Genomic DNA, 19,866 nt, shown 5'->3' on the forward strand with positions numbered 1-19,866 from the left:
ACGGCACGCAGGAAGGAGGAGCAGGAGTGAGCACGTACGTGTACGGCATCACCGCCGCCTCCCACCCCGCACCGCCCGAGGGCATGGGCGGCGTCGGCGACCCGGCGCGCCCCGTGCGGGTACTGGAGGCGGGCGAGCTGTCCGCCGTCGTCAGCGACGCCCCCGAAGGCCTCCGGCCCAAGCGCCGGGACCTGCTCGCCCACCAGACCGTGCTGAGCGAGGCGGGCGCGGCCGGGGTGATCCTGCCCATGCGGTTCGGCAGCGTCGCCCCCGACGACGACACCGTCGCCTCGGTGCTCGTGGAGCGCGCCGACCACTACAAGGAACGCCTGCGGACCCTTGACGGCAAGGTCGAGTACAACGTCAAGGCGACCCACGACGAAGAGGCAGTGCTGCACCGCGTGATGTCCGAGAACCCGGAGATCCGCGCCACCACCGAGGCCAACCGGCAGGCGGGCGGCGGCAGTTACGACCAGCGGCTGAAGCTCGGCGAGATGGTCGTGGCCGCCGTGAAGGCCCGCGAGGCCGAGGACGCGGCGGATGTGCGGCACACGCTGGAGTCGGCGGCCGACGCGGTCAGCGCGGGACCCGACTCCTCCGGCTGGCTCGCCAACGTCTCCTTCCTGGTGGAGCGGGACGGCGCCGCGACCTTCCTGGCCGCGGTGGAGCAGCTCCGCAAGAGCCACCCCCACCTCGACCTGCGGGTCAACGGCCCGCTGCCGCCGTACAGCTTCGTCGACCCGGGGCCGGCCGAGCCCGCGGGCAGCGCGCTCGGCGGCGACCTCGTGGAGGAGTGAGCGGGCGTGGGCCTCATCTCGGAGGTGCTGCTGCTGCCCTTCGCACCCGTGCGGGGCAGCGCCTGGGTGATCAGACAGGTGCTGAGCGAAGCGGAGCGCCTCTACTACGACCCGGCGGCTGTCCGGGCCGAACTCGCCCGGCTCGAGGAACGGCTCGAGGCGGGCGAGATCGACGAGGAGGAGTTCGACCGGCAGGAGGACGAGCTCCTCGACCGACTGGAGATCGGCCTGCGCGGCGGCGCGGGGACCGGCTGACGGGACGAATCGATGAACCGAGTGGGACTGGGCCTCGCGGTAGGGGCCGGATACGTCCTCGGACGTACGAAGAAACTGAAGATGGCCTTCGCGGTCGGCACGCTGGTGGCCGGCAAGCGGATGCACCTGAGCCCGCGGGCGCTCGCGGACCTGGTGTCCCAGCAACTGCTGAAGAACCCGCAGTTCAAGGAGATCGGGGACCAGATGCGCGAGGACCTGCGCGGCGTCGGCAAGGCCGCCTCGGGCGCGCTGGTGGAGCGGCAGATCAACGCCCTCTCCGACCGCCTGCACGGCCGTACCGCCGAGGTCCGCGACCAGCTGGAGGGCGTGGCACCCGATGTGACGGGCCTCTTCGACGAGGAGGACGAGGCGGACGACGAGGCGGACGACGAGCGCCGCTCCCGGCGCGACGCCGACTCCGACGAGGCGGACGATGGTCAGGAGGGCGGTGAGCGGAGCGGCCGCAAGGCCCCCGCCGCGGCGAAGAAGACCGCGAGGAAGGCGCCCGCGAAGAAGACGGCCGAGAAGAAGGCGCCCGCCAAGAAGGCCCCGGCCAAGAAGGCGGCGGCGAAGAAGACCGCGGCCAAGAAGACGGCCGCGAAGAAGTCGACCGCGGCCGGGGGCGCTGCCCGCGGAGCGCGGGCCCGGCTGCCGAAGGGAGGCGGTGAGCGATGACCGAGACCCTCGGTTCCGCCCGGAACGTCACCGACAAGGCGAAGAACAACCCGCTCACCGACGTGGCGAAGAGCGAGGCCGCCGACCGGCTCAAGGCCGAGGTGCAGGAGTACCTCGCCGCGCAGGTCCAGCGGATGCTGGTCGGCGTCGGCCACAAGCTGGGCGAGACCACCGGCAAGCTCAACGACATCGCCGAGGGCAACAGCCCCGGCTTCGCCAAGCTCGCCCTCGACGGCGGCCGCAAGCTCGCCGAGGGCAAGGGGCCGCTGCGCAGCGCGGTCGAGCTCGGCTTCTCGCGCGCCAAGGACAACGTGGTCGGCGCGGTCAAGAACCTCGGCGGCGGCAAGGGCAAGCGCAAGGGCGGGGCGGGCCAGAAGCCCACGGTGATCATCGAGTTCATCGACGTGGGCGTCGATCTGCGCACGGCCTACAACCAGTGGACGCAGTACCAGGACTTCTCCACCTTCGCCAAGGGCGTCAAGAGCGCGAACCGCGCCGACGACACCCACACCGACTGGCAGATGAAGATCTTCTGGTCCAACCGCAGCTGGAAGGCGACCACCACCGAGCAGATCGCCGACGACCGGATCTCCTGGACCTCGGAGGGCGCCAAGGGCACCACCAAGGGCGTCGTCTCCTTCCACCGGCTCGCCGACAACCTCACCCGGGTCCTGCTGGTGATCGAGTACTACCCCAAGGGCCTGTTCGAGAAGACCGGCAACATCTGGCGCGCCCAGGGCCGCCGGGCCCGCCTCGACCTCAAGCACTACGCCCGCTTCATCACCCTCAAGGGAGAGGCGGAGGACGGCTGGCGCGGCGAGATCCGCGACGGCGAGGTCGTCACGAGCCACGAGGACGCGGTGGCGGAGGAGGAACAGGAGGGCGCCTACGACGAGGAGGGCGCCGAGGACGCCGAGGCGGCGGAGGGCGAGGAGCCCGAGTCCGAGGAGGAGCCCGAGTCCGGCGAGGAGCCCGAGGACGAGTACGAGGAGTACGACGAGGAGGAGCCCGAGGGCGAGCTGTCGGAGGAAGAGGAGCCCGAGGCCGAAGAGGACATGGACGCCGAGGACGCCGAAGAGGTGCCCGAGGACGAGGAGGACTACGAGTACGCCGAAGGCGGGTCCCGTCGATGAGCATGCCGAGCCGGCTCCCCGATCCCTACGGCCAGGGCAGCAGTGCCAACCTGGCCGACATCCTGGAGCGGGTGCTGGACAAGGGCATCGTCATCGCCGGCGACATCCGTATCAACCTCCTCGACATCGAACTGCTCACCATCAAGCTCCGGCTCATCGTCGCCTCGGTGGACAAGGCCAAGGAGATGGGCATCGACTGGTGGGAGGAGGATCCGGCACTGTCCTCGCGGGCCCGGCGTGACGAACTGACCCGCGAGAACGCCGAGTTGCGCGAGCGGCTGGCCCGCCTTGAGGAGCTGGCGCCCGCTCGCGCCGAGGAGGAGCGCTCATGACCGGACTACGCTACGTCTACGCCGTCTGCCGCCCCTTCGGCCCCGCCCTCCAGGCCCAGCTCACGGGCCTGGGGGGCGACCCGCCGAGACTGCTGAGCCACCACGGCCTGATCGCCGTGGTCAGCCATGTGCCGGAGCGGGACTTCGCCGAGGAAGCGCTCCGGGCCCATCTGGAGGACCTGGACTGGCTCGCCGCCACCGCCCGCGCCCACCAGTGCGTCATCGACGCGCTCACCGCCGTCACCACCCCGCTGCCGCTCCGGCTCGGCACCGTCTTCCGGGACGACAGCGGCGTACGGACGATGATCGAGGCCCGCGAGGACGACTTCCACCGCACCCTGGACCGGCTGACGGGCCGCGTGGAATGGGGCGTCAAGGTGTATGCCGAGAATGAACCCCGGGAACCGGAATCGCCGGCGCGGAAACCCGTTTCGGGCCGCGACTATCTACGGCAGCGGCGGCAGCACAGCAGGGCGAGCGAGGAAATGTGGCAGCAGGCCGAGACTTTCGCCACCCGGCTGCACGAGACCCTTTCCGCATTCGCCGAGGATTCCCGGCTGCACGCCCCGCAGAACGCCACCCTTTCCGGCGCCGCGGGCCGGAATGTACTGAACTCCGCCTATCTCGTGCCGCGCACGGAATCCGAGGAGTTCGTGGAGATGGTGGACCGGGTGAAGGACGACGCCCCCGGACTGCGGGTGGAACTCACCGGCCCCTGGGCCGCCTACTCGTTCGCGGGGCCGGAGGAGGCGAAGTGACCGTCGTCGAACGACGTGAGGTGGCCCTCGTCGACCTCCTCGACCGGCTGCTGGCCGGCGGGGTCGTCATCACGGGGGACATCACCCTGCGCATCGCGGACGTCGACCTCGTGCGCATCGACCTGAACGCGCTGATCAGCTCGGTCAACGCGCAAGTGCCGTCGCCTTTCGAGGAGTTGCTGTGACATCGCCCCGTCGCAACCGGCTGGACCTGGAGCCCGACACCGTCGAGCGCGACCTGGTCAAACTCGTGCTGACCGTCGTGGAACTGCTGCGCCAGCTCATGGAACGCCAAGCGCTGCGCCGCTTCGACGAGGGGGACCTGAGCGAGGAGCAGGAGGAGAGGATCGGCCTCACCCTCATGCTCCTCGACGATCGGATGACCGAACTGCGCGAGCGCTACGGACTGCGGCCCGAGGACCTCAATCTGGACCTCGGGCCGCTGGGACCGCTGCTTCCCCGGGACTGAATCAGGAATTCGCCCCGGACTCACCTACCACCTGTACCAACGGCCCCTGCCTCCGGCCGCGGTCGTCCCGCGCATCAGGAACCCCAGCAGCCATAGCACCAGCACGGCCAGTGCGATCCACCAGAGAATCTTCACCGCGAATCCGGCACCGAACAGAACCAGTGCCAGTAGCAGTACGAGCAGGATGGCAACCATAGTCATAACCTCCTGCAATTCGGGTTTCCAGGAATCCGCGTTTCAGACTTCCTTTCGGCACAGAATCTCTCCGTGCAGTACACAGAACCAGCCGTCCTCCTGGCGTCCCCACTCCCGCCAGGCCTCGGAGACCGCCCGCAGCCGCTCCTCGGTGGCGTGGCCGCCCGCGGTGGCCCGCTCCGCGTAGGCGGAGGCCAGCGTGCGGTCCGCCCACAGCCCGCTCCACCACGCGCGCTCCTCGGCGGTGGAGTAGGTCCAGGTGCCGGAGGTCGCGGTGATGTCCGTCAGGCCCGCCCGCAGCGCCCAGGACCTCAGCCGCCGCCCGGCGTCCGGCTCGCCGCCGTTGGCCCGGGCCACTCGCCGGTACAGGTCCAGCCAGTCGTCCATCCCCGGAGACGCCGGGTACCAGGTCATGGCCGCGTAGTCGGAGTCGCGGACCGCGATGTATCCGCCCGGCTTGGTCACCCGCCTCATCTCCCGCAGCGCCCGGACCGGGTCCCCGACGTGCTGGAGCACCTGGTGGGCGTGGACCACGCAGAAGGTGTCGTCCGGGTAGTCCAGGGCGTGCACGTCGGCGACCGCGAAGTCGACGTTGGCGAGACCGCGGGCGGCGGCCGTCTCCCGGGCCTGGTCCAGGATGCCCGGCGCGTGGTCGACGCCGGTGACCCGGCCGTCGGGAACCAGCTCGGCGAGGTCGGCGGTGATGGTGCCCGGGCCGCAGCCGATGTCCAGGATCTGCATGTGCGGCTTCAGTGAACCGAGCAGGTAGGCCGCGGAGTTGGCGGCGGTGCGCCAGGTGTGCGAGCGCAGCACCGACTCGTGGTGGCCGTGCGTGTAGACGGCGGTCTCCTGGGGTTTCACCTGAGGATTCGACACGGCAGAACCGTACGCCCGCATGTCGAATGGTGAGACCTGTGTATTGCTATGTGGACTGACGGATTGTCAGTTACCGGGCAGCGGCCGGTACACCGCGAGTCCTTCCGGCAGCTTCTCCAGCGTCACCTCGCCCGCCACCTCGGTGACCTCACCGTCGTAGGCGAGGAGCGTGCCCGGCGCGACACCGGTCAGGCGCAGCCGTCCCACCTGGACCGCGGCGTGCGCGGGGGAGCGGGTCAGCGGGCCCGCGAGGGCGGCGGCGAGCAGCCGCAGCGCGGGCCGGCGGCCGCCGTGCACCACCCGGACGTCGAAGTGGCCGTCCGCGAGGTCGGTGCGGCGGCCGGGGGCGAGGCCCATCCGGTGGTAGGTGCCGTTGCCGACGAACAGCAGCCACAACGGCCGTGCCTCGCCCCGGAATTCGGCCTCCAGCGGATGGCTGTCGGCGCGCAGGACCCGCAGCGCGGCCAGCACCCCGGCGGGCCAGCCGCCGATCTTCCCCGACCAGAGGTCCCGCTCCCGCACCAGCTCCGGGTACACGCCCAGGCTGCACCCGTTGAGGAAGACGCCTTCCTGGTCGCCGCAGACGTAGCGGCCGACGTCCACCCGCACGCCGTCGCCCTGCCGTACCGCCCGGGTCAGGTCGCGGGCGCCCTCGACGCCGAGGTCGTAGGCGAAGTGGTTGAGGGTGCCGCCGGGCAGCACCGCGAGGGGCAGGTCGTGGCGCAGGGCGACCGCGGCGGCCGTGTTGACGGTGCCGTCGCCGCCGCAGACGCCGAGCACGCGCGCGTGCGCCGCCGCCTTCTCCAGCTCGGCCGGCATGTCCTCCGGGGCGCACTCGACGATCTCCGCCAGCGGGAGCCCGTCGTGCAGGGCGTGGACCCGGTCGGCGGTGCCGGAGGCCGTGTTCGCGACGACGACCAGGCCCTCGCCGTCGGGGAGCGCGGGGAGGTCCGCGCGGGGGCGGGCCGGCGGGATCACCTGGGACCGGGTCGGCACCAGGCCCCGTACGGCGAAGGCGGCGCCCGCGCCGAGGGCCGCGCCGGCCAGCACGTCGCTGGGGAAGTGCACGCCGGTGTACACGCGGGAGAGGGCGACCGACCAGGCGACGGGGGCGACGGCCGCGCCCCAGGCCGGGGACTCCAGGGCGACGCCGGTCGCGAAGGCGGCCGCCGAGGCGGAGTGGCCGGAGGGGAACGACGTGGTGATCGGCTGGCGCTTGAGCCGGCGGACCAGGGGGACCGGGTCCAGGACCGGGCGGGGGCGGCGGACCGAGCGTTTGCCGAGGGTGTTGATGGTGGCGGAGGCGAGGGCGAGGGAGGCGATGCCGCGCGCTGCCGCTCGGCGGGAACGGGGGGTGTGGGTTGCGGCCATCGCTGCGGCTGTGGCGAACCAGAGGACGCCGTGGTTCGCGGTGCGGCTGAGGCGGGGGAGGATGCGTTCGGCTGCGGGCCAGGTGTGGGTGGCCGCGAACTCGAAGAGGCGAGTGTCCAGGGTGAGGAGGCGGTGGGGGCGGCCGGGGCGTGGGGATGTGAGGTCTACGTCGGGGCTCATGATGTGCGGGTACCCGTCATTGGGGTGCTTGTTCGATGCCGGGTGCTTCGCCGTCGTGGCTGGTCGCGCAGTTCCCCGCGCCCCTAGGTAGGTTCCGGCACCGTGAGATATGCGTTTGCCCTGGTCCTGTCGTCCCGCCGACAATGCGGCCCATGGGACATCTGGAAGCCGCGCATCTCGAGTACTACCTTCCCGACGGGAGGGCCTTGCTCGGCGATGTGTCCTTCCGGGTGGGAGAGGGAGCCGTTGTCGCTCTCGTCGGGCCCAATGGGGCCGGGAAGACCACGCTGCTGCGGTTGATCTCCGGGGAGCTGAAGCCGCACGGCGGGACCGTCGCCGTCGGTGGGGGGCTCGGGGTGATGCGGCAGTTCGTGGGGTCCGTGCGGGACGAGACGACCGTGAGGGATCTGCTGGTGTCCGTCGCGCCGCCGCGGATCCGGGAGGCCGCCGAGGCCGTGGACCGGGCCGAGCATCTCATCATGACCGTCGACGACGAGGCCGCCCAGCTGAAGTACGCGCAGGCGCTGTCCGACTGGGCCGAGGTGCGCGGGTACGAGTCCGAGACGCTGTGGGACATGTGCACGATGGCCGCGCTCGGGGTGCCGTACGACAAGGCGCAGTTCCGGCAGGTGCGCACGCTCTCCGGCGGTGAGCAGAAGCGGCTGGTGCTGGAGGCGCTGCTGCGCGGCTCCGACGAGGTGCTGCTGCTCGACGAGCCGGACAACTACCTCGACGTGCCCGGCAAGCGGTGGCTGGAGGAGCGGCTGAAGGAGACCCGCAAGACGGTCCTCTTCGTCTCCCACGACCGGGAGCTGCTCTCCCGCGCGGCCGAGAAGATCGTCTCCGTGGAGCCCTCGCCGGCCGGTGCGGACGCGTGGGTGCACGGAGGGGGATTCGCCACCTATCACGAGGCACGCCGTGAACGCTTCGCCCGCTTCGAGGAGTTGCGCCGCCGCTGGGACGAGAAGCACGCGCAGCTGAAGAAGCTGGTGCTGAACCTCCGTCAGGCCGCCTCGATCAGCCATGAGTTGGCCTCCCGGTACCAGGCGGCCCAGACCCGGCTGCGCAAGTTCGAGGAGGCCGGCCCGCCGCCCGAGCCGCCGCGCGAGCAGGACATCACGATGCGGCTCAAAGGCGGTCGTACCGGAGTAAGGGCCGTCACCTGCAAGGGACTTGAGCTCACCGGTCTGATGAAACCCTTCGACCTGGAGGTCTTCTACGGCGAACGCGTCGCCGTCCTCGGCTCCAACGGCTCCGGGAAGTCGCACTTCCTGCGGCTGCTGGCGGGGGACGCGACCGTGGCGCACTCGGGCGAGTGGAAGCTCGGGGCGCGCGTGGTGCCCGGGCACTTCGCCCAGACCCACGCCCACCCCGAGCTCTTCGGCCGCACCCTCCTCGACATCCTCTGGAAGGAGCACGCCCAGGACCGGGGCGCCGCGATGTCCCGGCTGCGCCGCTACGAGCTGACCGGCCAGGCCGAGCAGGGCTTCGACCGGCTCTCCGGCGGCCAGCAGGCCCGCTTCCAGATCCTGCTCCTGGAACTCCAGGGCGTCACCGCGCTCCTCCTGGACGAGCCCACGGACAACCTGGACCTGGAGTCCGCGGAGGCCCTCCAGGAGGGGCTGGAAGCCTTCGACGGGACGGTGCTCGCGGTCACCCACGACCGCTGGTTCGCCCGCTCCTTCGACCGGTATCTGGTCTTCGGCAGCGACGGACGCGTGCGCGAGACCGACGGGCCGGTGTGGGACGAGCGGCGGGTGGAGCGGGCTCGGTAGCCGAAGCCCATGAAAGGACTCTGAGAGCTACGAGGGCTACGTCCAGCGCAGCAGCGCGCCCAGACCGCCCACCGGCACGTCCTGCTCCGTCACCCTGATCGCCGGCGCGCCCGTCGCCACCGCCGACCTGATCAGGGCGTCGTCCGCCCGGGCCGACCAGGAGTTCTGCTCGCCCAGGACCTTCAGGTCGGTGCGGCGGACCGCCAGCTGGTCGGGGTCCTCGCCGATCCAGACCTCGCGGTGCGCGTCGGGCCCGTCGGGGCGGATCAGGAGTTCGTCGATACGGTGCTCACGCGCCGCCTCCACCAGGGCGGGGACGCCCTCCACGGCGCCGGGGCGGCCGTCGTCGCCCGGGTCGCGGGCCGCGAGGAACCGTTCCAGTTCCCGCTCGGCGCGCTGTCGTACGTGATCCGCGCGGGCCTGTTGGACGTCCTCGTCCAGCAGCCGGCTGCCGGCGCCGTGCGGGGCCTCGACGACCAGGTCGTGCAGTCGCTTGGGCAGCCGCTCGTGCACCGACCGCTTCTCCCGTTCCTCGCCGACCAGCACCAGCAGGTCGGCGCGGGTCTCCTCCTGGCAGACGGCGAGCGCGTCGGCGATCTCGGCCGCGTTGTGCTCCCAGGTGTTCTCGACCCGCAGCTGGAAGTGGCGCTCGGACCAGTCGACCGTACTGGTGCGGTGGAGAGGCCACTGGCGGCCGGTCACCGACCCCGCGTCCTTGCTGCCCAGCGCTCCGCGCAGCTCGAAGTCGGCGCCCTTGCGGTCCACGTACGCCACCACGCACACCGGGTCCTCCCCGGCCAGCTCCAGCAGCGGAGCGGTGTGCGGCAGCGGGGCCCAGTGGACCCGGTTGCCGTCGGGGGACCTGGTCAGCGGTGGGTCCAGGACGACCCGGCCGGCCCGCGCGAACACCGCGCGGCCGTGCGGTTCGGACGAGTGCCGCAGTTCCTCCAGCGCCTCCCGCACGGCCCGGCACGTGTCCTCGTCGGCACCCTGTACGGACAGCTCCCGCGCGACCGCCACGGCGGCGAGGTGCCGTTCGTGGGGCGTGTCCTCGGTGTGCCGGGAGGTGTCGACGTACACGGAGGCCCAAGGGCCCGGATGTTCGTACAGTGGGTGGAGAAAAGCGAGATCCATGGCTCCCTCCCGGAGGCCTCGGGTAGTGCTTGCCGGGCGGGTACCCGAACCGCATGGACGAACACGACGAGCGGGGTACCACGATGACCGGAGTCGACCCCAGCCGGTTGGACGACCAACAGCTCATGAAAGAGCTGGAGACGATCCACCGCACGCGGCACGACACACTGCTCTACGGCTCGAACGACGCGCTCAGGGCCCACAACGACCGGATGGCCGGACTGGAGGGCGAGTACCTCCGCCGCAACCCCGACCGCAACGTCTCCGCGGGCCGCACCCGCGAGGGGGCGCGGGACCGGAGGCGGGGGGAGTCGGCGACACCGGCGCTGGACTGAACGCAAAGGGGGCGCCACCCGGTGTGGGTGGCGCCCCGAACAGAGCCGTCAGCAGTGTGTCGGTGGCCTGTTCCAGTGCCGGTGGGCCGCTATCGCCGTCACGAAGGCGTCCAGGAACTCCTGCGAGGCCGGGCCGGGAGACGTGTCCGTGACCACGCCCTGGTCGGCGATCACCCGGTGGAACTCCGCGGACAGGCTCAGTCCCTCCGGCTTCAGCGCCGACAGGATCCCGACGCCCGAGCCCAGCGCGGCGACCGGCTTGCCGTGCCGGTAGGCGTCCCGGACGAACCGCATCGCGTCCGGCTCGCCGACGGCCGGCGGGGTGCCCACGGGACCGCCCGGCAGCAGCACGGCGTCGTACAGCACGGAGGCCACCGTCGGCAGCGCCCGGTCCACCGTGTACAGCTCGCCGTCGGCCGCCCGCACCTCCCCGTCCACCGGTGCCAGCGCCTCCACGATCGCGCCCTCGGCGGCCAGCCGTTCGCGCACCGACGTCACCTGCTCGGCGTCGATCCCGTCGGTGACGAGGACCGCGATCTGCCGGGTACGGATCGAACCGTCCCCGGTGAGCGACTCCAGACTGAGCGCCGGGGAGACGGACTTGGTCGGCTCGGTCTCCGGCCCGGGCGGCAGCGGCACCCCGATGCCCCGGGCCACCTCAGCCGCCAACTCGCCGTTCACCTTGGACAGTTGCTCGACCGTACGGGCCCGCACCGCCGGTGCGTCGACCTTGCCGAGCTCGAAGCGGAACGCCTCGACGATGTGCTGCTTCTCCCAGTCGGCCATGCTGTTCCAGAACAGCGCGGGCTGGCTGTAGTGGTCCTGGAAACTCGCGCTGCGCCGCCGGATCGTGTGCCCGTCGACCCGTTCCGTGTAGTGCGTGAACGCGTGCCCGTCGACACCCGCGTGGGCCGGGCAGCCACCGCCGAGCGAGTTCGGGAAGTAGTTCGTGCCCCGGTGGATCTGGCTCTGGTGGTAGCCGTCCCGCTGGTTGTTGCGCACCGGCGCCACCGGCCGGTTGACCGGGATCTGCGTGAAGTTCGGCCCGCCCAGCCGGATCAACTGCGTGTCCAGGTAGGAGAAGTTGCGAGCCTGGAGCAGCGGGTCGTTGGTGAAGTCGATGCCGGGCACCACGTTCGCCGTGTGGAAGGCGACCTGCTCGGTCTCGGCGAAGAAGTTCTCCGGATTGCGGTCCAGGACCATCCGGCCGATCGGCCGCACCGGCACCAGCTCCTCCGGGACCAGCTTGGTGGCGTCGAGCAGATCGAAGTCGAAGGAGAACTCGTCCTCCTCCGGGATCAGTTGGACGCCCAGCTCCCACTCCGGGTACTCGCCCGCTTCGATCGCGTCCCACAGGTCGCCCCGGTTGAAGTCCGGGTTGCGGCCCTGGCACTCCTGCGCCTCGTCCCACACCAGCGAGTGCACGCCCAGCTTCGGCTTCCAGTGGAACTTCACGAAGGTGCCCCGGCCCTCCGCGTTCACGAACCGGAAGGTGTGCACGCCGAAGCCCTGCATCGTGCGGTAGCTGCGCGGGATCGCCCGGTCCGACATCAGCCACATGATCGCGTGCAGCGTCTCCGGCTGGAGCGAGACGAAGTCCCACAGGGTGTCGTGCGCGGAGGCGCCCGTGGGGATGTCGTTGTGCGGCTCCGGCTTCACCGCGTGCACGAAGTCGGGGAACTTGATGCCGTCCTGGATGAAGAAGACCGGGAAGTTGTTCCCCACCAGGTCGTAATTACCCTCGGACGTATAGAACTTGGTGGCGAAGCCGCGCACGTCCCGCACGGTGTCCGCCGACCCCTTGGGGCCCTGCACGGTCGAGAACCGCACGAAGACGGGGGTACGGACCGCCGGGTCCTGGAGGAAGGCCGCGCGGGTGAACTCCGCGCAGGACTCGTACGGTTCGAAGTAGCCGTACGCGCCCGCGCCCCGCGCGTGCACCACCCGCTCCGGGATCCGCTCGTGGTCGAAGTGGGTGAGCTTCTCCCGGAAGTGGAAGTCCTCCATCAGCGTCGGACCGCGCTCGCCGACGGTGAGCGAGTCGTCGGTGTGGTCGACCCCGACACCCTGGTCGGTGGTGAGCGGCCCGGCGGCCGGGTCGTCGGCGTGGAAGCCCTCGCGCTGGCGCTGCTTGCGGTCGGAGGTGTCCATCAGGCGGCCTCCTTCGCGAAGACGTCGAGGAAGGCTTCGCAGAACGCCTTCAGGTCGTCCGGCTTGCGGCTGGTGACCAGCTTGTTGGTGCCGTGGTCGCAGATCTTCACCTGTTCGTCCACCCAGGTGCCGCCCGCGTTGCGGATGTCCGTCTGAAGGCTGGGCCACGAGGTCAGCACCCGGCCCCGCACGACGTCCGCCTCGACGAGCGTCCAGGGCGCGTGGCAGATCGCGGCCACCGGGCGCCCCCGCGTGAAGAAGTCCTTGACGAACGCCACGGCCTTCTCGTCGGTCCGCAGGAAGTCCGGGTTGGCGACGCCGCCCGGCAGGACGAGCCCGCCGAAGGAGTCCGCGGACGTCTCGCCCACAACCTCCTGCACGGGGAACGCGTCCGCCTTGTCGAGGTGGTTGAAGGCCTGGATCTTCCCCGGCTTGGTCGATACGAGCACCGGTTCGTGGCCCGCGTCGACCGCCGCCTGCCACGGATCGGTGAGCTCGATCTGCTCCACGCCCTCGGGCGCGGTCAGAAACGCGATGCGCATGATGGTTCAACGTCCTTTCCTGGAAAGCTTTTTCCTGGCTCGTGCCGCGCGTCGGCAGCGCAGCAGTTCCTCGCCGTACGGCAGCAGCACGCACGCCCCGATCGCCGCGCCGATGCCGGCCAGATAGCCCGGCGACAGCGGGCGATTACGCGGCACCAGCCGCCAGGCGTCCGGATCGCCCCTGCCGCCGCGCAGCAGGGACTTCACCTGGTCCGCGTGCAGGCACATCAGTGCGGCCAGCGCGCCGAACGGCAGCGACTCCAGAAAGCTGTGGATGTGCTGCTCGACCGGCCTGACCTCGCGGTCGCTGTCGACGGCGGTCTTCACGTCCCACAGCGCGGTCGCCTCGTGCACCGCGGCCCCGCCCAACTGCACGGCGAGCAGCAGGGGATTGACCTCGTAGCGCAAGGTGAACGCGATCGGGATGCCGACCTCGGCCATCATCAGCGAGTGGATCAGGGACTCCTTCGTCCCCGCGGTGTCCTCGATCCGGGTGCGCCGGTGCATCGCCCAGTCGGCGAGACCCGGCACGAACCAGCTGGGCAGCAGCCCGTACAGCAGGTAGCGGGTGGTCGCGTCGCCGACGTCCACGGTGGACCCCGTCGCCGCGATCTCCCGGGCCTGGTCACGGCTCATACAAGGCCCCCGCGAGGTCCCCGAGGCTCACCATGCCGACCGGCAGGCCGTCCTCGACGACCGGCAGCCGCCGTATGGCGTGCTCGCGCATCAGCGCGACCGCCTGCGCGACCGGGTCGCCGGGCGCGACCGTCACCGGATCCGGCGTGCACACCGACTGGGCGCTCACCGTCAGCGGGTCGGCGCCGTCCGCGACCGCGCGGACCGCGATGTCCCGGTCGGTGAGCACCCCCACCACGCGCTGACCGTCGGCCACCACGACGTCCCCGATGTCCTGCGCGCGCATCAGCTGCGCCGCCTCGACCAGGGAGGCGTCCGGCCGTACCGCCACCACACCGGGCGTCATCACATCCCTGACCAGCTCCGCCCTCACGGGGTGTCCTCCCTCGGGGTCAGCGCCCGCGCGAGTTCCTGGACGGTGGCGTAGCGCTCCTTGCGCGGCAGCCCCTCCACCGCCTCCACGAGGGGGTCCGGGGCGTTCTTGGCGCGCAGCGTCCGCGCCAGCTCCACGGGGGTGGCGGGGAAGGACGTACGGCCCAGGATCCGGGCCAGTTCGAGGCGGAGCGTCTCGAAGGACGCGCCGCCCGGGGCGACGGGACCGCCCCAGACCTCCGGATCGTCGTCGGCGGTCGGCTCCGGGTCGTGCCACTCCTCGCTCCGCGTGGGGTGGCCGGAGCGCAGCAGGCCCTGAAGTTCGTGCTTCATCTCGTCGTCGCGGTGACGGCTGAGCCGGTCGCTGCCTCGCTGCATGTCTCCCTCCAGATCTTCGGGTCCGCACCGCGTACCCGCCCACCCGGCGCCGACACGGGGTTTGCCCGCCGGAAGCGCGGAGACCCGGCCCGGACCCCCCGCACCCATCCCTGGGAAGGATCAGGTCATGGCGCTGCTCGCCGTGCTCATCCCGTTCCTGCTGCTCGGCGTGGTGCTGGCGCTGGGGCGCTACGAGGAACTGCTGCTGCCCGAGGAGGGCGACCGGTACGAACCGGCCGCCCTGCCCGCGGGGGCGGTGGCTGTCGGACGCAAGGAAGCAGCGACCCTCGCGCGGAACAGTTCAGTGCGCTAGACCATGATCGCAACGGGCCGCCCACGGCCCCAGCGGCTCTCGAGTCAGGCTGGGCTGCCGTGAGGGCTTCCCAGATCCACGCTGGGGACCTTGAGAAGTTGGGATGGCGCTCTCCGGCGAGCGGCGTAATCATGCGATGCAGTCCCGCCGGGTGCTGGATGCCACGCAGCTGCCGTCAGGTAGCGCAGAGCATCGAACCATTCGGCGCCGGAGACAGGCTCGCCTGCCAGCCGGGGCGCACCGCTGTCGGCAATGGCGACCAGTACATTCTCACCGGACCGAGTACTCGCCCGCTGGATTGCCGACTCCGTTGGGCCATGACCGACGAACATCCGACGCGGTGGAAGCCTGGAGATGCCCTGCTTTCCTGTGCTGATTCGCGTCCTGAGAACGACGGTCATCACAGGTAGCAGGGCATCTCCAGGGTGGATCGAGGCTCAGTGGGCCATCACGGGCTCGCCCTCGGACGGCTCCAGGGCCCGGTTCGGGATCAGGAACGCGGCGATCACCGCACCGACCACGAAGAACCCGGAGCCCCACGCCAGGGTGGCCGTGTAGCCCTCGACCCCGGCCTGCGCCGCGGCCAGCGCGCTGGGCTTGTGCGACGTCAGGTAGTCGGTCGCGGCCGACGAGGCGACGGTGGTCAGCAGCGCCGTACTGATCGAGCCGCCCACCTGCTGACCGGTGTTGATCAGCGCCGAGGCGACACCCGAGTCCTCGTGGTGCAGGCCTGAGGTCGCCCCCTGGAACGCGGTGGTCATCACCGCGCCGATGCCGAGACCCATCAGGATCATGCCGGGCATGATGTGGGCGGCGTAGGTGCTGTCCAACTCGATCTGGGTCAGCATGGCCATACCGACCGCGGCGACCAGGAAGCCGGCGGTGATCACGATCTTCGGGCCGACCCTGGGCAGCACCAGCACAGGCATGGTGGTCGACGAGGCGACGACGGCCGCGACCATCGGCAGGTACACCAGACCGGTCTTGATCGGCGAGTAGCCGAGGCTGGCCGCGAAGTAGTAGGTCAGGAACAGGAAGATCGAGAACATCCCCATGCCGATGACGAACACCGCCATGAACGAACCACCGCGGGTCCGGTCCAGCACGACGCGCAGCGGCAGCAGCGGATGCGCCACCCTGGTCTCCAGCCAGACGAACACCGCGAGCAGCACCGCGCCGGTGATCATGGAGCCGAGGGCGACCGGGTCGGTCCAGCTGGTGGACTCGACGTGCGCGAACCCGTAGACGACGGCGAACAGCGCGGCACTCACCACGACGATGCCAGGGATGTCGAGCTTGGGCTTCTGGGTGATCGCGGGCTTGGCCAGCAGCAGCAAGGCACCGATCAGGGCGGGGACCGCGAAGACGACGTTCACGTACATCACCCAGCGCCACGACGCCCATTCGGTGAGCATGCCGCCGACCAGCAGCCCGACCGCGCCGCCCGCCCCGCCCAGGGCGCTGAAGATACCGAAGGCCTTCGCCCTTTCGGACGGTTCGGTGAAGGTCACGCTGAGCAGGGAGAGTGCCGCGGGCGCGAGCAGTGCGGCGAAGAGACCCTGGGCCACACGTGCCGCGACGAGGATCTCGAAGCTGCCGGCCGAGCCGCCGACGACGGACGCGACCCCGAAACCTGCCAGGCCGATCACGAAGAGGGTACGTCGGCCCAACAGGTCACCCAGTCGGCCGCCGAGCAGCAGCAGGCTGCCGAACGCCAGCGCGTAACCCGTGATGACCCACTGCCGGCTGCCGTCGCTGAAGCCGAGGTCCTGCTGCGCCTCGGGCAGCGCGATGTTCACGACGGTCGCGTCGAGCATGACCATGAGCTGTGCCATGCCTATGACGACCAGCACCCACCAGCGCACGGCATGTGAGCCGCGAAGGCCCGAGTCTTTCTTCCCGGAGGCGGGCGCCTCGCGGTCGATGCTGGTACTCATTTTCTTCCCTTGCTTGGTGGGCATGACGGAAAGCCCTCTGGAATCTGATGGGTTTCCTCGCCGGTGAAGGTGAGGGTGGTGGGTGGGGATTTCAGCCCTGGAGGGCCGCGTCGGTGTCCGCGACGGCCAGCTTCTTGTTGATGTCGATGCCGGCCAGTGCGCCGGCCGCTGCGGAGGCCCCGACCTGGGCGACCGGATCGGTGACGTTGCCGGCCACCCACACACCCGGCACCTCGGTGGTGCCGTCCGGGCCGGAGGCGAAAGCGCGGCCCACATTCGGCAGGTCGTGGACCGGCAGGCCCAGTCCTTCCAGGCCCCGGGTTCGGGCCTGCATCTGCGGGACGACCCCGAGGACGCGGCGGGCCACGACCTGGCCGTCGGCCAGGCGCACCCCGGCGAGGGCGCCGTCCGCGTCGTCGACGATCTCGGTGACGGGGGTGTCGATGACGCGGATGCCGCGGGCGGCGAAGCGGGCGCGGGTGTCCTCGTCCAGGTCGGTGCCGTGGGTGAAGTAGGTCAGGTCCGCGGTCAGCTGCCGGAACAAGAACGTGGGGCCGATGGAGGCCGGGCCGGTGGCGAGGACGCCGATGGGCTCATCGCGCACCTCCCAGCCGTGGCAGTACGGGCAGTGCACCACACTGTCCCCCCAGTGCTTCGCGAGCCCGGGCACCTCCGGGAGCACATCCTTCAGGCCGGTGGCCACCAGGACGCGGCGGGCGGTGATGCGGCGGCCGTCGGCCAGGGTGACGGTGAACCGCAGGTCCCCGTCCGCCGACGGGGCGGCAGGCTCGGCCGAGACCACCTCGCCGTGGACGACGCGTCCCCCGTACTGGCGCACCTGCTCCCGGCCCCGCCGAAGGATCTCGGACGGCGGGGTGCCGTCGAGGGCGATGAGGCCGTGCACGGCATCGGCGGGCGCGTTGCGCGGGGAGCCGCTGTCGATCACGACGACCGAGCGGAGGGAGCGGGCCAGGATCAGTGCACCGTTCAGCCCCGCGGCGCCCCCGCCGATCACCACCGCGTCGACGGTCCCCTCGGCCAGTGCGTCGCTCGCATACGCAGGAGTCGTCACAGCTGTCGCCTCCTGCTTTTCGTTGTCGGTCATGGTTCGCTCAACCCTTCGAGTTCCGGGTGGTTTGCAGGGGGCCAGCTGTTCAGGAAGCCCAGGAAACAGGCGGGCACGCAGCCTGTTCGGTGAGCTCAGGGCCGTTGTGTACTGAACAGTCAGAAACGTAGGCGGTTCTGTACTGAGTTGTCAAGTTCGACAGGTCGGCCCTCGCACACCACGACGATGCCCGGAATGCCGAGTTTGGACTTCTGGGTGATCACGGGGTACGTCACCCACCGCCACGACGCCCAGGCGAACAGGGGTAAGGGCAGGCAGGGGGTGGCTTGTTGTGGATCGAGGAGGGTGCGATGCCGCCGGTGCCGGCCGGGGAGAGCATGGTGAGTTCGCCGGTTTCTGTGCCGCCGCCGGTGTGGCGGTCGGGCGGCCGAACGGGCGGTTCCTGACGGCTGCGGCGTGAGAGGTCCAGCCGAACGGCCGATGTCAGCCGTGAACACCTCGGCAAACAGTTCACACGACGGTCGGCGATGCGCCGATGCCGCGGGCCCACAGAGCAGAGGCACCACCGTTCGCGCCCGGGGCGGGACACGGCCCGAACGGAGACGCCACCCTCATGGACGCTGCCGTCGACGCGGTCACAATGACCGCGTTGGATGCCCCTCCGACGCGGCACGCGGGCCCCCGATGACTGCGCCATTCGTGCCACCGCCACCGCCACCGTGTGCCGCTGCCCACCCCGCGGGGCCCTGGTGTGTGGCGTGCTCAACGCGGGCGCTCTGCTCGTCATGCGCACCAGGTACTCGGTGTGGCCGGCAGGCGAGGCGCCGCTGTACGAGCTGGTCGGCCTGATCCTGGTGGGCCTCGTCGCGGGGCTCGCCGCCTACCTGCGCTCGCCGGACCACCGCCGTACGGTCACCGTTGCCGCAGATGGCCCGCATGACGGCCCCCGACCGGCCGGGCGATCTCGACCCCGTCCTGGCGGGGACCGAGCATGCGGCCATGGAGGCGCCGGCGTCCATGTGCCGTACGGTCGGCGTTCTGCGGGACAGCGAGTCACCGGACCCGGATCTGCACCCGGTCGGTGACCTGGCCGCCATCGCCGACCTGGCGAAGAACTTCGAGACGCCCGGCCGGCGCGTCACGCTGCACCGTCGCGGCGACCTACCGGGCGCTCTGCCGCACGAGGTGCAGGCGGCCGCCTTCCGTGTCGTCCAGGAGGCGTTGACCAACGTCCGACGCCATGCATCCTGACGGGGATGAGCGAGGTGCCGGTCGTTTGGGTCAGGCCGCGTCGAGCAGGATCCGCACCATCTCGTCGGGGCGCTCCAAGGCGGAGAAGTGGCCGGTGCGGGGCACAGTGATGCGGTGGACGTCCGTCAGCGCGTTGGCCACGCGGTCTCGCTCGGCAGGCCGGGACCAGTCGTTCTCGCTGTAGACGAGGGTGACGGGTGCCGACACGCGCGGATAACGCTCGCGGGCCCGGTCGAATCCCTTGAGGCTGCGGAAGATCCCTCGGCCCACCTTGTCGTAGCCCTTGCGACGGCCGCTCCTCAGTAGCTCGGTGATGAAGTCCTCGGGCAGCTTGGTCTTGTCGACGTAGCCGCCCTGCAGGATGGCCCGGAAGATGGGCCGCGGCTCCTGGGTGGCGAAGAAGGGGCCCAGCACGGGCATCCGCACGCTGGAGATGATGACGCGGGCGATCAGGTTTCCGCGTTCACCTCCCTGGGGGTAGTCGTAGCTGTTGAACGCCACGACCCGGCTGACCCGGTCCTTCAGGTCGACCGATGCCGACAGGGACAGGGCGCCCCCGAGCGATTCGCCCGACAGGGTGACGTCGTGCAGGTCCAGTCCGCGGACGAACTCGACGATCGCGGCCCGCAGTTGCGGCTCCTCGTACTGCGCGCCGGGGACGATGTCGGACCATCCCATCCCGGGCAGATCCAGCGCGTAGATCGTGTAGTGGTCCCACAGCAGCGGGATCACCCGCTGGAAGTAGTCGAGCTGGCCGCGCACGGTGTGCATCAGCACGAGGGCGGGGCCGGTGCCCACCGTGTAGTAGCGCAGCCGCGAACCGTCGGCCCGGGTGAAGAACCGCATCTCGCCGCGGCCGTTGCTCCAGGTTCTCGCGTACGTCGTGTCGGGAGACTCGTTGCGCTCCATGGTTCTGTCCTAATTCGTGAGTAGGT

The 19,866-nt window shown here is 70.8% G+C and carries 24 protein-coding genes; 12 read left to right on the top strand and 12 right to left on the bottom strand.

The window, feature by feature from the left end; all coding sequences use genetic code 11:
• Window positions 1-26 precede the first annotated feature (26 nt).
• From ABZ896_RS38250 to ABZ896_RS38285, 8 genes are read left to right on the top strand one after another with little or no spacing between them, the layout of a single operon-like run.
• On the top strand, window positions 27-797 hold the full coding sequence (locus ABZ896_RS38250; protein ID WP_360939478.1) for a GvpL/GvpF family gas vesicle protein: 771 nt from the start codon (window positions 27-29) through the stop codon (window positions 795-797).
• 6 nt (window positions 798-803) lie between these two features.
• Entirely contained in the window at window positions 804-1,052 is a 249-nt protein-coding gene (locus ABZ896_RS38255) for a gas vesicle protein GvpG (RefSeq protein WP_360939480.1), read from the top strand.
• A 12-nt stretch (window positions 1,053-1,064) separates the two neighbouring features.
• Window positions 1,065-1,727 (top strand): DNA primase, encoded by a 663-nt coding sequence (locus tag ABZ896_RS38260; protein WP_360939482.1) that lies wholly within the window; start codon window positions 1,065-1,067, stop codon window positions 1,725-1,727.
• Window positions 1,724-2,860: an SRPBCC family protein gene (locus ABZ896_RS38265; protein ID WP_360939484.1), complete on the top strand. Its 1,137-nt coding sequence runs from the start codon at window positions 1,724-1,726 to the stop codon at window positions 2,858-2,860. The genes ABZ896_RS38260 and ABZ896_RS38265 overlap by 4 nt, the downstream gene beginning before the upstream one ends.
• On the top strand, window positions 2,857-3,192 hold the full coding sequence (locus tag ABZ896_RS38270; protein ID WP_360939486.1) for a gas vesicle protein: 336 nt from the start codon (window positions 2,857-2,859) through the stop codon (window positions 3,190-3,192). Before ABZ896_RS38265 ends, ABZ896_RS38270 begins: the two co-directional genes overlap by 4 nt.
• Entirely contained in the window at window positions 3,189-3,950 is a 762-nt protein-coding gene (locus ABZ896_RS38275) for a GvpL/GvpF family gas vesicle protein (protein ID WP_360939488.1), read from the top strand. The genes ABZ896_RS38270 and ABZ896_RS38275 overlap by 4 nt, the downstream gene beginning before the upstream one ends.
• Window positions 3,947-4,135 carry a gas vesicle protein gene (locus ABZ896_RS38280; protein WP_003994122.1) on the top strand — a complete coding sequence of 63 codons (189 nt, stop codon included), beginning with the start codon at window positions 3,947-3,949 and terminating at the stop codon, window positions 4,133-4,135. Before ABZ896_RS38275 ends, ABZ896_RS38280 begins: the two co-directional genes overlap by 4 nt.
• Window positions 4,132-4,419 (top strand): gas vesicle protein K, encoded by a 288-nt coding sequence (locus tag ABZ896_RS38285; RefSeq protein WP_360939490.1) that lies wholly within the window; start codon window positions 4,132-4,134, stop codon window positions 4,417-4,419. The genes ABZ896_RS38280 and ABZ896_RS38285 overlap by 4 nt, the downstream gene beginning before the upstream one ends.
• Window positions 4,420-4,443: 24 nt before the next feature.
• Here the strand turns inward: ABZ896_RS38285 and ABZ896_RS38290 are convergent, their stop codons facing one another.
• Genes ABZ896_RS38290 through ABZ896_RS38300 form a run of 3 tightly spaced genes read right to left on the bottom strand, consistent with a single transcriptional unit; the run spans window position 4,444 to window position 7,041 of the window.
• Window positions 4,444-4,614 (bottom strand): hydrophobic protein, encoded by a 171-nt coding sequence (locus ABZ896_RS38290; RefSeq protein WP_360939537.1) that lies wholly within the window; start codon window positions 4,612-4,614, stop codon window positions 4,444-4,446.
• A gap of 42 nt (window positions 4,615-4,656) precedes the next feature.
• Entirely contained in the window at window positions 4,657-5,511 is an 855-nt protein-coding gene (locus ABZ896_RS38295) for a methyltransferase domain-containing protein (protein ID WP_360939492.1), read from the bottom strand.
• A 45-nt stretch (window positions 5,512-5,556) separates the two neighbouring features.
• A complete protein-coding gene (locus ABZ896_RS38300; RefSeq protein WP_360939494.1) occupies window positions 5,557-7,041 on the bottom strand; it encodes a phosphatase PAP2 family protein in 1,485 nt (494 codons plus the stop codon).
• Window positions 7,042-7,193: 152 nt separating this feature from the next.
• On the opposite strand from ABZ896_RS38300, the gene ABZ896_RS38305 reads away from it, so the two are divergent.
• Window positions 7,194-8,816: an ATP-binding cassette domain-containing protein gene (locus tag ABZ896_RS38305; RefSeq protein ID WP_360939496.1), complete on the top strand. Its 1,623-nt coding sequence runs from the start codon at window positions 7,194-7,196 to the stop codon at window positions 8,814-8,816.
• A gap of 36 nt (window positions 8,817-8,852) precedes the next feature.
• On the opposite strand, the gene ABZ896_RS38310 is transcribed toward ABZ896_RS38305, so the two are convergent.
• Window positions 8,853-9,950 (bottom strand): Vms1/Ankzf1 family peptidyl-tRNA hydrolase, encoded by a 1,098-nt coding sequence (locus tag ABZ896_RS38310; protein ID WP_360939498.1) that lies wholly within the window; start codon window positions 9,948-9,950, stop codon window positions 8,853-8,855.
• 53 nt (window positions 9,951-10,003) lie between these two features.
• On the opposite strand from ABZ896_RS38310, the gene ABZ896_RS38315 reads away from it, so the two are divergent.
• Window positions 10,004-10,285 carry a DUF6158 family protein gene (locus tag ABZ896_RS38315; protein WP_360939500.1) on the top strand — a complete coding sequence of 94 codons (282 nt, stop codon included), beginning with the start codon at window positions 10,004-10,006 and terminating at the stop codon, window positions 10,283-10,285.
• 48 nt (window positions 10,286-10,333) lie between these two features.
• Here ABZ896_RS38315 and ABZ896_RS38320 read toward each other — a convergent pair whose 3' ends face one another.
• From ABZ896_RS38320 to ABZ896_RS38340, 5 genes are read right to left on the bottom strand one after another with little or no spacing between them, the layout of a single operon-like run.
• Window positions 10,334-12,436, bottom strand: coding sequence for a catalase (locus ABZ896_RS38320; RefSeq protein WP_360939502.1), 2,103 nt, complete (start codon window positions 12,434-12,436; stop codon window positions 10,334-10,336).
• Window positions 12,436-12,978, bottom strand: a complete 543-nt coding sequence (locus ABZ896_RS38325) for a type 1 glutamine amidotransferase domain-containing protein (protein WP_360939504.1) — start codon at window positions 12,976-12,978, stop codon at window positions 12,436-12,438. Before ABZ896_RS38325 ends, ABZ896_RS38320 begins: the two co-directional genes overlap by 1 nt.
• Window positions 12,979-12,984: 6 nt before the next feature.
• Window positions 12,985-13,614: a diguanylate cyclase gene (locus ABZ896_RS38330; protein WP_360939506.1), complete on the bottom strand. Its 630-nt coding sequence runs from the start codon at window positions 13,612-13,614 to the stop codon at window positions 12,985-12,987.
• Window positions 13,604-13,987, bottom strand: coding sequence for a CBS domain-containing protein (locus tag ABZ896_RS38335; RefSeq protein WP_360939508.1), 384 nt, complete (start codon window positions 13,985-13,987; stop codon window positions 13,604-13,606). The genes ABZ896_RS38330 and ABZ896_RS38335 overlap by 11 nt, the downstream gene beginning before the upstream one ends.
• Complete coding sequence (locus ABZ896_RS38340) at window positions 13,984-14,364, bottom strand: DUF2795 domain-containing protein (protein ID WP_360939510.1); 381 nt, start codon at window positions 14,362-14,364, stop codon at window positions 13,984-13,986. Before ABZ896_RS38340 ends, ABZ896_RS38335 begins: the two co-directional genes overlap by 4 nt.
• 127 nt (window positions 14,365-14,491) lie before the next feature.
• Here ABZ896_RS38340 and ABZ896_RS38345 point away from each other — a divergent pair, with 127 nt between their 5' ends.
• On the top strand, window positions 14,492-14,677 hold the full coding sequence (locus tag ABZ896_RS38345) for a hypothetical protein (protein WP_360939512.1): 186 nt from the start codon (window positions 14,492-14,494) through the stop codon (window positions 14,675-14,677).
• Between the two features lie 437 nt (window positions 14,678-15,114).
• Here the strand turns inward: ABZ896_RS38345 and ABZ896_RS38350 are convergent, their stop codons facing one another.
• Both ABZ896_RS38350 and ABZ896_RS38355 read right to left on the bottom strand, forming a co-directional pair.
• A complete protein-coding gene (locus ABZ896_RS38350; protein WP_360939514.1) occupies window positions 15,115-16,614 on the bottom strand; it encodes an MFS transporter in 1,500 nt (499 codons plus the stop codon).
• Between the two features lie 91 nt (window positions 16,615-16,705).
• A complete protein-coding gene (locus ABZ896_RS38355; RefSeq protein WP_360939516.1) occupies window positions 16,706-17,719 on the bottom strand; it encodes an NAD(P)/FAD-dependent oxidoreductase in 1,014 nt (337 codons plus the stop codon).
• Window positions 17,720-18,607: 888 nt separating this feature from the next.
• Here ABZ896_RS38355 and ABZ896_RS38360 point away from each other — a divergent pair.
• On the top strand, window positions 18,608-18,931 hold the full coding sequence (locus ABZ896_RS38360; RefSeq protein ID WP_360939518.1) for a hypothetical protein: 324 nt from the start codon (window positions 18,608-18,610) through the stop codon (window positions 18,929-18,931).
• Between the two features lie 30 nt (window positions 18,932-18,961).
• On the opposite strand, the gene ABZ896_RS38365 is transcribed toward ABZ896_RS38360, so the two are convergent.
• Window positions 18,962-19,840: an alpha/beta hydrolase gene (locus ABZ896_RS38365; RefSeq protein ID WP_360939520.1), complete on the bottom strand. Its 879-nt coding sequence runs from the start codon at window positions 19,838-19,840 to the stop codon at window positions 18,962-18,964.
• Between the last annotated feature and the right edge of the window lie 26 nt (window positions 19,841-19,866).

Origin of the sequence: Streptomyces sp. NPDC047072 (assembly GCF_040643855.1) — a bacterium.
In the GTDB taxonomy this organism is placed as follows: Bacteria; Actinomycetota; Actinomycetes; order Streptomycetales; family Streptomycetaceae; genus Streptomyces.